Annotated in this window: 10 protein-coding genes; all 10 read left to right on the top strand. The window is 41.5% G+C overall.

Features of this window, described 5'->3' with window-relative positions; genetic code table 11:
• On the top strand, positions 1 to 431 hold a 431-nt coding region (locus ABYD77_RS05765; protein ID WP_372767889.1), incomplete at its 5' end, for a site-2 protease family protein.
• Positions 432 to 449: 18 nt separating this feature from the next.
• Complete coding sequence (gene bamA / locus ABYD77_RS05760) at positions 450 to 2,921, top strand: outer membrane protein assembly factor BamA (protein WP_372767887.1); 2,472 nt, start codon at positions 450 to 452, stop codon at positions 2,919 to 2,921.
• Between the two features lie 13 nt (positions 2,922 to 2,934).
• Positions 2,935 to 3,456: an OmpH family outer membrane protein gene (locus ABYD77_RS05755; RefSeq protein WP_372767885.1), complete on the top strand. Its 522-nt coding sequence runs from the start codon at positions 2,935 to 2,937 to the stop codon at positions 3,454 to 3,456.
• Between the two features lie 8 nt (positions 3,457 to 3,464).
• Entirely contained in the window at positions 3,465 to 4,484 is a 1,020-nt protein-coding gene (lpxD, locus tag ABYD77_RS05750; protein WP_372767883.1) for a UDP-3-O-(3-hydroxymyristoyl)glucosamine N-acyltransferase, read from the top strand.
• A gap of 75 nt (positions 4,485 to 4,559) precedes the next feature.
• Complete coding sequence (gene fabZ / locus ABYD77_RS05745; RefSeq protein WP_038642235.1) at positions 4,560 to 5,012, top strand: 3-hydroxyacyl-ACP dehydratase FabZ; 453 nt, start codon at positions 4,560 to 4,562, stop codon at positions 5,010 to 5,012.
• Between the two features lie 3 nt (positions 5,013 to 5,015).
• The gene (gene lpxA / locus ABYD77_RS05740; protein WP_372767881.1) at positions 5,016 to 5,786 is read left to right on the top strand and encodes an acyl-ACP--UDP-N-acetylglucosamine O-acyltransferase; all 771 of its coding nucleotides are present in this window, start codon (positions 5,016 to 5,018) and stop codon (positions 5,784 to 5,786) included.
• Positions 5,786 to 6,946, top strand: a complete 1,161-nt coding sequence (gene lpxB, locus ABYD77_RS05735) for a lipid-A-disaccharide synthase (RefSeq protein WP_372767879.1) — start codon at positions 5,786 to 5,788, stop codon at positions 6,944 to 6,946. The genes lpxA and lpxB overlap by 1 nt, the downstream gene beginning before the upstream one ends.
• Positions 6,939 to 7,541, top strand: a complete 603-nt coding sequence (gene rnhB, locus ABYD77_RS05730) for a ribonuclease HII (protein WP_372767877.1) — start codon at positions 6,939 to 6,941, stop codon at positions 7,539 to 7,541. The genes lpxB and rnhB overlap by 8 nt, the downstream gene beginning before the upstream one ends.
• A gap of 31 nt (positions 7,542 to 7,572) precedes the next feature.
• Complete coding sequence (dnaE, locus tag ABYD77_RS05725; protein WP_372767875.1) at positions 7,573 to 11,064, top strand: DNA polymerase III subunit alpha; 3,492 nt, start codon at positions 7,573 to 7,575, stop codon at positions 11,062 to 11,064.
• Between the two features lie 12 nt (positions 11,065 to 11,076).
• Entirely contained in the window at positions 11,077 to 12,033 is a 957-nt protein-coding gene (gene accA, locus ABYD77_RS05720) for an acetyl-CoA carboxylase carboxyl transferase subunit alpha (protein WP_372767873.1), read from the top strand.
• Positions 12,034 to 12,068: the final 35 nt, after the last annotated feature.

Here is a 12,068-nt window from a genome sequence, read left to right as displayed (position 1 = left end):
TTGAAAATTGGCCATCGTGGATGATTTCGACACAACAATATGGTGTCTTTGATGCCATTGTTTTAGGTGTTGATAAAACAATTCAATTAATAAAAGTAAGTTTTGCAACAGTGGTAAATTTGATAACAGGACAAGTTTCTGTTGCTAACTTAAGTGGTCCGGTAGGAGTGGCAATTGGCGCCGGAGCCAGTACCAGTAGTGGCTTTATGCCATTATTGGAATTCTTAGTATTTGTTAGTGTGAGCATTGGTTTTTTCAATTTGTTACCGTTGCCAATTTTAGATGGCGGTCATTTAATGTATTACATCATTGAACTTATCAGAAAAAAGCCAGTCTCTGAAAAGACACAAGAATTAGGTTTTAGGATTGGCGCGCTAATCCTTATATTGTTAACTTGCCTTGCGCTGTTTAACGATTTTACGCGGTTATAAAGGAAATCAAATAATAACATGGCTATAAGAAAACAATTGGCTGTAATAAGTTTATTGGGAGCAAGCTTTACAGCTCTCGGCCAACAAGACTCCTTTATTGTAGAAGATTTAAGAGTTGAAGGATTGCAACGTGTTGCACTCGGTGCTGCATTAACGCACATTCCTATTAACATTGGTGATAACCTCGACAGTTACACAATTTCAAAAACGATTAAAGCTCTCTATGGTTCGGGTCACTTTGACAACATTAAAGTGGTTCGTGATGGTGACACCGTTATCTTTCAAGTAACAGAAAGGCCAACAATCAGTGTTATCGAATTTGAAGGCAATAAAGATATTAAAGATGAACAATTAAATGACAGCTTGGAGCAGCAAGGGATCCGCAAAGGAGAGCCGCTCGATATGGTTGTTGTTGATGGTTTAGAAAAAGGCTTAGTGGAATTTTTCCACGGCATCGGTAAGTATAATGCTGCCATTGATGTTTCAGTAACACGTTTACCGCGTAATCGGGTAAAACTGAAACTTGAATTTAAAGAGGGCGATGCTGCTTCTATTCGTCAAATCAACATTGTTGGAAATGAGTTATTTTCTGATGAAGAATTATTAGCACTTGCTGAATCACGTCAGGATTTGCCTTGGTATATGTTTATGTCAAATGACAGGTACCAAAAGCAAACGGTTCAAGGCGATTTAGAGAAAGTTCGTAGTTATTACCTTGACCGTGGTTACCTTAAATTTAATATTGATTCTACCCAAGTATCAGTAAGTCCAGATAAAGAATCTGTATATGTGACGGTAAACGTAACCGAAGGTGAGCAGTTTACTGTTAAAGAATTTGATTTCATGGGTGATTTACTTGGTCGTGAAGAGCTTATTCGCGCGGTTATTCCTCTTAAAACGGGTAAATTATACAATGGCTCAGTGGTGACTGCGTCAGAAGAGTTTATTAAAAATTATTTAGCACGTTTTGGTTATGCCAACGCCGAAGTGCGAACCATTCCAGATATTGACGAAAAGAACAAAGAAGTAAAACTAACGTTATCGGTTGACCCTGGTAAACGCATTTATGTCCGCCGTATTAACATTGGTGGTAATGAAATTACTTCTGATGAAGTCATTCGTCGTGAAGTAACACAACTTGAAGGTGCATGGCTTTCTAACAGTACGCTTGAACGTTCTAAGTTACAAATTCAACGTTTAATGTATATGGAAAACGTTGATTTTGAAGTTTCACCTGTACCTGGTAAAGATGACCAAGTTGATGTTGATTTCACTGTAAAAGAGCAATCAGCGGGCAGCTTTAATGCGGGTCTTGCATACGGTTCATATAACAAGCTGCAGTTTAATATTGGTATCAGTGAATCTAACTTCTTAGGTACTGGTGACCAAGTTGCATTTAATATCAGTACGGCAACAGGTTCACAGAACGTGAGCTTATCGCATACGGACCCATATTTTACAAAAGACGGTATTAGTTTAGGTAACTCAATTTTCTTCCAGAATTTTGATGCAAGTAAGTACAGCCTTATCGACTATAAAAGTAAAAAATATGGCGTTGGCTCAAGCCTAGGTATTCCGATTAATGCCAATAACCGTTTAAACTTTGGTGCAACAATTTCAAAAGAATACTTATCTGAGTTATCAGAGTATGAACAAACACGTATTATGCGTGAGACTTTCTTAGATCCTGAGAACCCAGATGCAGGTTTTGAATTTTTAAAACTTGAGTTAAGTGCTGGTTGGTCACGTGTAACCCTTAACCGTGGTATGTTCCCAACAGCGGGTTCAAAACAAAGCTTAACGCTTAAAGCAACGACACCAAATTCAGATCTAAATTACTTTAAGGTAAATTATGATTCACGTTTTTATTGGCCATTAAGTACCAATCATAAGTGGGCATTCTCTGCCAAAGCAGCGCTTGGTTATGGTAATGGTTACGGTAATACCAATGGTTATGACCAAATTCTACCAGTACAAGAATTCTTTAGAATCTCAGAAATGGATCTGCGTGGTTTTGAGCGAAACACTATTTTACCTCGTGCAATTATTGTCCAACCAACATGGCTACCTGGTACCCCTGGCGGAGATGGTTCACAAGGTCAGATTGGTAGTGATCCAAAATTTGATACAATCATCCCTCAAGGACGTATCGGTGGTAATGTTAAAGCCGTTGCAGGCCTTGAGATGATTGTTCCAACTCCGTTCTTAGATGATGAGAACAGTAGTTCAGTTCGTACCAGTTTATTTGTTGATGCGGCGAACGTATGGGATACTGAATTTGATGTAAATCGTTACGCAAACCTAACGCCAGATCAACAAGCTTTACTTGAAGATTATTCGGATGCAAGTCGTTTCCGCTCATCTACAGGTTTATCTATCCAGTGGATTTCGCCAATGGGCCCTATGGTAATCAGTTTTGCCTATCCACTTAAGAAAGAAGAAGATGATGACACTAAAAGCATCAGCTTCAATATAAGTAACACATTCTAAAAGGAATAAATTCGTGAATAAAATGATTAAAACAACCGCCATGACTTTGTTAGCCACTTTTCTAATGGGTGCTTCAGCAAGCTCTTTTGCTCACAAGGTTGCGATTGTAAATGTACAGCAAGTTTTTTCTAGTGCGCCTCAAGCGGCAACGATTAAAGCAACGTTAGAATCAGAGTTTCGTGAGCGCAGACAAGAGCTCGAAAAATTACAAGGCGATATTCGTTTTGAAGTTGAAAAATACCAGCGCGAGAACGCTACGATGAGCAAAACACAAAAAGAGGCTCATCAGAAGAAAATTCAGGAGCTTCAAAAAGCATTGCAAGAGAAAGGGCAGCCTTTACAACAAGAAATGCAAATGCGCCAAGCTCAAGAGACCAAAAAACTTGAGTCTATTATTTTCCAAGCCATTGAAGCAGAGGCTAAAGCAGGTAAATATGACGAAGTTAAACCTGCTGCAGCAAGCCTTTATGTTAACGAGAAAAAAGTGGATAATATCACTGATAAAGTGGCAGAGCGTGTAGCAAAGGCTAACTAATAAAATTTATGAAATTACAGCAAATTGCTGAGATTTTAAATGCTGAGCTGGTCGGTGATGATTTGCTCAGCATTTCTCGTATAGCAACCCTAGAAAATGCCAAAGGCGATGAAATTAGTTTTCTTGCCAATAAAAAATACCGTACACAATTGGCATCCACCAATGCTGGTGCTGTCATTTTGTCAGCGAAAGATGCTGAACATTTTTCGGGTAATAGAATCATTGTTGCAAATCCCTATTTGGCTTATGCCTTATTGGCGCAAGTTATGGATTCAACCCCCGCTCCAGCAAGCGATATTCATGAGACGGCAGTAGTAGATGCTTCAGCAAAAATTGGCAATAACGTGTCAATTGGTGCCAATGCGGTGATTGAAGCCGATGTAGAAATTGCCGAAGGCTGCTCAATTGGTGCTGGTAGCTTTATTGGTAAGGGTGCTAAAATAGGCGCTAATACAAAGATTTGGGCTAATGTAACGATTTATCACCAAGTTGAGATTGGCGAATCTTGCTTGGTACACGCCAATACGGTAATCGGAGCAGATGGCTTTGGTTACGCAAACGAACAAGGTCAATGGGTGAAAATACCGCAATTAGGTTCGGTAATCATTGGTGATCAGGTTGAAATAGGTGCAAGCACTACAATCGACCGTGGCGCAATCGATGATACCATTATCGAACGTAATGTGATTATTGATAATCAGGTACAAATTGCCCACAACGTTGTAATCAAAGAAGGTACTGCAATTGCCGGATGTTCTGTGGTTGCAGGTAGCACAACGATAGGTAAATATTGTCAAATCGGTGGCTTGTCAGGTATAGCAGGACATATTGAACTTGTCGATGGTGTTGTATTAACGGGTATGTCAATGGTGATTAGTAGCATTGATAAGCCTGGTGTTTACTCCTCAGGCGTGCCGCATAGCGAGAATAAAGACTGGCGACGCAATATGGCCCAGCTACGTCAACTATCGGCAATCAGTAAGCGATTAAAGGCGGTTGAGAAATCACTGCCGGAGCGTGGCGAATAACCTTCGTCATGTACTAAATTATCGCGCAGTATAAATGCTCGCGCGAAGAGATTAGTTAGGTTAAGGAAAAAGATTTTGGCAGAACAATTAAACAGCTTTGATATTCAAGAAATCCTAAAGCTATTACCGCATCGTTACCCAATGCTATTGGTTGATAAAGTAGTTGACTTTGAACCGGGAAAAACGCTTCACGCGATCAAAAATGTCACAGCAAATGAGCCAATTTTTACAGGCCACTTCCCTGGGCAACCTATTTTCCCTGGCGTAATGATTTTAGAAGCATTAGCGCAAGCAACAGGTTTACTCGGTTTTAAAACAACCGAAAACCGTGGGGATAATGAACTATATTTATTTGCAGCCATTGATAATGCGCGCTTTAAACAGCCTGTATTACCAGGTGATACGATGCACTTACATGTTGAGTTCTTAAAAGAGCGTCGCAATATGTGGAAATTTTACGGTGAAGCGAAAGTTGACGGTAAAGTTGTATGTTCAGCTGAGTTAATGTGTGCAAGAAGAGAGTTATAATACGTGATCCATCCTACTGCAATTATTGAGCCTGGAGCTCAACTTGGCAACAACGTAAAAGTTGGTCCTTACAGCTATATTGGCAACGATGTAGTGATTGGTGATGATTGTATCATCGAATCGCATGTTGTAATCAAAGGGCCTTCCGTGATTGGCACTGGTAACCATATTTTCCAATTCGCTTCTGTGGGTGAAGCGTGCCAAGACAAAAAGTACAAGGATGAACCAACTAAGCTGATTATTGGTGATAATAACGTGATCCGCGAATGTGCCACGATTCACCGTGGTACGATTCAAGATGAAGGGATCACCAAAATTGGCTCAAATAACTTATTTATGGCTTATACGCACGTTGCGCACGATTGTCTTATTGGCAACAACTGTATTTTCGCAAATAATGCTAGTGCAGCAGGCCATGTTCATGTAGGTGACTGGGTGATTTTAGCTGGTAATTCGGGTATTCACCAATTCTGCCATATTGGCTCACATGCGTTTGTGGGTATGTACTCTGGTGTAAACCAAGATGTGCCACCTTTTGTAACTACCATAGGTACCCCAGCACGCCCTGTAGCAATCAACACCGAGGGCCTAAAACGTCGCGGTTTCGAGTCAGACGAAATTATGGCATTACGCCGTGCTTATAAGCAGCTTTACCGAAAAGGTAATAAGCTAGATGTTGCCCTTGCTGAAATGGAAAAAGAAGCAGAGCAGTTTAAAGCCGTGCAAACCATGATCGATTTCGCTAAATCATCTAGTCGTGGACTTATCCGATAATGATATCGGATAAGCCATTACGAATTGCACTAATCGCCGGGGAACACTCCGGCGATATTTTAGGTGCAGGATTAATAAAAGCGCTAAAAGAACACTACCCAAATGCCTCATTTGAAGGTATTGGTGGCCCACGCATGTTGGCTGAAGGCTTTATAACCCATTTCCAAATGGAAGAGTTGGCGGTGATGGGCGTATTTGAAGTACTGCCTAAGCTATTTCGCTTACTGAGTATTAAAAAGCAAATCGTTCAACACTTTATTGATAATCCGCCCGATATCTTTATTGGTATAGATGCGCCAGACTTTAATTTACGTGTTGAAAAGCCACTGAAAGCGGCGGGCATTAAAACCGTGCATTATGTCAGTCCATCGGTCTGGGCGTGGCGTGAGAAACGAGTTTTTAAAGTGGCTGAAGCGACTAACTTAGTGCTTGCACTGCTGCCATTTGAAAAAGCGTTTTACGATAAACACGCTATTCCGTGTGAATTTGTTGGCCATACCTTGGCTGATGAATTACCACTTGAAGATAATAAAACAGCAAGCAGAACACTTTTTAATTTATCGGCAAGTGATAAAGTATTAGCGGTACTGCCAGGTAGCCGTGGTTCAGAGGTGACTTTACTGAGCGAACCATACATTAAAGCTGTATTATTACTGAAAAAACAGCTCCCCGAATTAAAGGTGCTAGTGCCACTAGTTAATGAAAAAAGAAAAGAAGAGTTCTTAGCTGTTGCAAGGCAATACCAAGCTGAAGATGTATTCACTCTTATTGATGGCCAGTCACGCGAAGTGATGACCGCCGCTGATGCGGTATTATTAGCGTCGGGTACGGCTGCGCTTGAATGTATGCTTTTAAAGCGTCCAATGGTGGTTGGCTATAAGCTAAAAGCCCTGACATATCACTTAGTGACACGTTTATTTAAATTTAATATCGAACATTTTTCATTACCGAATTTACTTGCGGGCAAGCAGTTGGTACCAGAGCTTTTACAAAATGATCTCACCCCTGAAAACCTTGCGACCACATTATTGCCATTGCTAGAAGATGACCAAACCAGATTGACAGAGACCTTTATGGAGATGCATAAAGCATTAAGGCTCGACGCAAGTAAACAAGCAGCACTTGCTGTAAGTAACGTGATAGAGAAAAAAAATGACTGAGATTATTCGCCCTAATACACAGTTAGTTGCCGGTGTAGATGAAGTAGGCCGTGGTCCACTGGTTGGCGATGTGGTGACAGCAGCAGTAATTCTAGACCCAAACAAGCCAATAGCTGGGCTTGCAGATTCTAAAAAGCTGACAGAAAAAAAACGTTTAGCGCTTTATGATGAAATTATCGAAAAAGCGCTGTGTTTTAATATTGCTAGAGCCACTGTGCCAGAAATTGACGAACTTAATATTCTACATGCCACTATGCTTGCCATGAAGCGTGCAGTCGAAGGCTTATCAATCCCGGCAGAGTTTGTGTTTATTGATGGTAATCGCTTGCCAGATATCAATGTACCTGCACAAGCTGTTGTTAAAGGCGATAGTTTAGTTGCTGAAATCAGTGCAGCATCCATTTTAGCGAAAGTGACTCGCGATAATGAAATGAAAGCACTTGATGTAGAGTACCCACAATTTGGCTTTGCAGGTCATAAAGGTTATCCAACAAAAGCACATTTAGAAGCACTTGCACTTCATGGTGTTACACCGCATCATAGACAAAGCTTTAAGCCCGTGAAAACAATAATAGAACAGACCAATAATTGCTAATCAATACTTGGTCAATCAAGTTAGGCAGATAATGCAAGACCCTAAATTTATACACTTACGTGTTCACAGTGATTATTCAATGGTGGACGGCTTGGCAAAAACCAAGCCTATCGTCGGTAAAATTGCAGAGCAAAAAATGCCTGCATTTGCCATTACTGATCAAATGAATTTGTGCGGTTTAGTGCGCTTCTACGGTGCTGCGCATGGTGCTGGTATCAAACCTATCGTTGGCGCTGATTTGTGGTTACACAGTCCAGAGTTTCCCGATGAACCTTGTCGTCTTGTGGTGCTTGCCAAAGATAATCAGGGCTACAAAAATTTAACCCTGTTAATTTCTAAAGCGTTTAAGCGTGGTCATATAATGCAGCGTCCAATGGTTGATAGAGATTGGCTTATTGAACATAAAGAAGGGTTAATTTTACTCTCAGGTGCGAAAGATGGTGATTTAGGTAAAGCCTTATTAAAAGGCAATAACGACCTTACAAAGTCTATTGGTAACTTCTATTTAGAACATTTTAAAGATCATTTTTATATTGAGCTAATTCGCACCGAACGCGAACAAGAAGAAGATTATCTGCATAGTGCTGTGGCTTATGCCCATTACTCAGGTTTGCCGGTTGTTGCCACCAATGAAGTCGTCTTTCTTAATAAGGAAGACTTTGAAGCACATGAAATTCGTGTGGCAATTCATGATGGTTACACCTTAGATGATAAACGTCGTCCTAAACGTTTTTCAGAGCAGCAATATCTAAAAACTGAAGCGCAAATGTGTGAGTTGTTTTCGGATATTCCGGAAGCGCTTGAAAACTCGGTTGAGATTGCCAAACGCTGTAATGTAACCATTCAATTAGGCACCTACTTCTTACCGGATTACCCAACGGGCTCACTGTCGATTGAAGACTTCTTAGTAAAAGTATCGGAAGACGGTCTGGAAGAGCGTTTACAATTCTTATTCCCCGATGAACAAGATCGCAAAGTCAAACGTGTCGAATATGATGACCGCTTAAAAATCGAACTTGATGTAATTAACCAGATGGGTTTTCCCGGTTACTTCTTGATCGTAATGGAATTCATCCAGTGGAGTAAGGATAACATTATTCCGGTTGGTCCAGGACGTGGCTCGGGTGCCGGTTCATTAGTGGCCTATGCACTTAAAATCACCGATTTAGATCCCTTACAATTTGACTTGCTTTTCGAACGTTTCTTGAACCCAGAACGTGTATCGATGCCCGATTTCGACGTCGATTTTTGTATGGATCGCCGCGATGAAGTAATTGATCACGTTGCTAAGCTCTATGGTCGTGACGCGGTATCACAGATCATTACATTTGGTACGATGGCGGCTAAAGCGGTAATACGTGATGTAGGCCGTGTGCTTGGTCACCCTTATGGTTTTGTTGACCGTATTTCAAAATTAGTACCGGGCGATCCGGGCATGACTTTGGCAAAAGCGTTTGATGTTGAACCGCGCTTGCCAGAGGCCTACGACACAGATGATGAAGTGAAAGAGCTTATCGATATGTGCCGTATTTTAGAAGGCTGTACACGTAATGCTGGTAAACACGCCGGTGGTGTTGTTATTTCACCGACAACCATTACAGATTTTGCTGCACTATATTGTGATGATGAGGGTAAATTCCCGGTTACGCAATTTGATAAAAACGATGTAGAAACAGCTGGTCTTGTTAAGTTTGACTTCTTAGGCTTACGTACCTTAACCATCTTACAATGGGCTATCGATATGGCCAATGAGCGCTTAACGCGTGAGCAAAAAGAACATATCGATATCGCCGCTATTCCGCTTGATGATCCACCGAGTTTTGAATTATTACTGCGCGCCGAAACAACCGCAGTATTTCAGCTCGAATCTCGTGGTATGAAAGATCTGATCCGTCGCTTAAAGCCTGACTGCTTTGAGGATATGATCGCACTGGTTGCACTTTTCCGCCCAGGCCCTTTGCAATCGGGCATGGTTGATAATTTTATCGACCGTAAGCACGGGCGTGAAGAAGTGTCTTATCCAGATGCGCAGTATCAGCACGAAAGCCTACAGCCAATTTTGGAACCAACCTACGGTATTATTCTTTACCAAGAACAGGTAATGCAGATTGCTCAGGTACTGGCAGGCTATAGCCTCGGTGGCGCTGACTTACTTCGTCGTGCAATGGGTAAGAAAAAGCCGGAAGAAATGGCCAAGCAGCGTTCAACGTTTGAAGATGGCGCAAAGCAAAATGGTGTAGATGGCGAACTTGCGATGAAGATCTTCGACTTGGTTGAAAAATTCGCAGGTTACGGCTTTAACAAGTCACACTCGGCAGCATACGCTCTGGTATCCTATCAAACTCTGTGGATGAAAACCCATTATCCTGCAGAGTTTATGGCGGCAGTAATGTCGGCTGATATGGATAACACCGATAAGATTGTGACCTTAGTTGATGAATGTGAGAATATGAAACTCACATTGCTACCGCCTGATGTAAACTCGGGCTTGTATAAATTTACAGTTAATCAGCAAGGTGAAATTGTCTACGGTATCGGTGCAATTAAAGGCGTAGGCGAAGGCCCTGTAGAAGCGATTTTAGAAGCTCGCGAAGCGGGTGGTCCATTTAAAGATTTATTCGATTTTTGTGCGCGTGTTGATATTAAACGTTTAAATAAACGCGTAATTGAAAAGCTAATTATGGCCGGTGCAATGGATAAATTAGGGCCAGAGCAAACGCAAAGTGCGCGTTCTGTTCTCATAGCTAGTTTACCTGATGCGCTTAAATCAGCTGATCAACACAACAAAGCCGAAGCACTTGGTCAAAGTGATTTATTTGGTTTATTAGCAACTGAGCCTGAAGAAGTTGCTGCCGCGTTTGTACAAGCGCCAAAGTTTACTGATAACGAATGGCTAGAGGGTGAGCGTGAAACACTTGGCCTTTATTTAACAGGCCATCCAATTAATCAGTATCGTAGTGAGCTCAAAAACTACGTTTCAGGGCGACTTGTTGATTTACAACCAACTGACCGTGATGTAACGTCAACAGCGGCAGGCCTTGTAATTAATGCGCGTACCTTAATTAATAAAAAAGGAAAGCGTTGGGGCTTACTCACATTAGATGATAAAAGTGCTCGAATTGATATTCGTTTATTTCCTGAACAGTTCGAAACTTACCAAGATCTGCTGCAAATGAACAATATCTTGGTGATATCTGGTGTGGTCAGCTTTGATAACTTCTCGGGTGGTATTACAATGACCGCTCGCGAAGTTGCGAGTATCGAATCTGTTCGCGAAAAACGGGTTAAAAACATAAAAATGACGGTGAAAATGCAGGAAGTGAATGATAACTTCTTGTCTCGTTTAGAGCATGCCATCACCCCGTACAAATTTGGTACTTGCCCGATAAGAATTCAATATGAACGCCCAGATGCAACAACTGAGCTTTCATTAGGAACACAGTGGTGTGTTACTCCCAGTGACGAGTTACTTGCTAATCTCTCACGCTTAGTAGCACAGAATATTGAACTAGAATTTAATTAGGTAGTTTAGAGCATGAGTCTCAATTATCTTGATTTTGAACTTCCAATCGCAGAGTTGGAAGCAAAAATTGAAGAACTTAAAAATGTAGGTCGCGGTGGTGAACTGGATCTGAGTCTAGAAGAAGAAGTTTCACGTCTTAAAGAAAAGAGCGTGGAACTGACAAACAAAATTTTCTCAAATCTAGGCCCGTGGCAAGTGTCTCAGCTTGCGCGTCACCCATTACGTCCGTATACCAAAGATTATATCGAACGTATTTTTACTGAGTTCGATGAGTTAGCGGGCGACCGTGCATTTGCTAACGACCCGGCAATCGTAGGTGGTATTGCTCGTTTTGATGGCGAACCAGTAATGGTTATCGGTCAGCAAAAAGGGCGTGATACGGCTGAAAAAATCAAACGTAACTTTGGTATGCCAAAGCCAGAGGGTTACCGTAAAGCATTGCGCTTAATGGAAATGGCAGAGCGCTTTAATATGCCAATCATCACGTTTATTGATACACCAGGAGCATACCCAGGTGTTGGCGCAGAAGAGCGAGGCCAAAGTGAAGCGATTGCGAAAAACCTAAAAGTGATGGCAGGTCTTAAAGTACCTGTGATCTGTACGGTAATTGGTGAAGGTGGTTCTGGTGGTGCACTGGCGATTGGTGTGGGTGACCGTGTTAATATGCTTCAGTACAGCACATATTCAGTAATTTCACCTGAAGGTTGTGCTTCTATTCTTTGGAAGAGTGCAGAAAAAGCGCCACTAGCTGCAGAAGCGATGGGCGTAAGTGCTGATCGCGTTAAGAGCTTAGACTTAATCAACTCGATTGTTGATGAGCCTCTAGGTGGTGCACATCGTAACTACGATGCCATGGCTAAATCGCTTAAAGCGCAAATTAAGCGTGACTTAAGCGAACTGAAAGCTTTATCATTAGATGAAATGTTAGAGCAGCGCTATGAGCGTTTAATGTCTTTTGGTTACTGTTAACCTCAAGATTAAGGAAAAAGCCGCATTTTGCGGCT

This window comes from Pseudoalteromonas sp. (assembly GCF_041629635.1).
Classification (GTDB): Bacteria; Pseudomonadota; Gammaproteobacteria; order Enterobacterales; family Alteromonadaceae; genus Pseudoalteromonas.
Note: the sequence above shows the minus strand (reverse complement) of the source record. Positions and strands in the feature narration are given on the sequence as shown.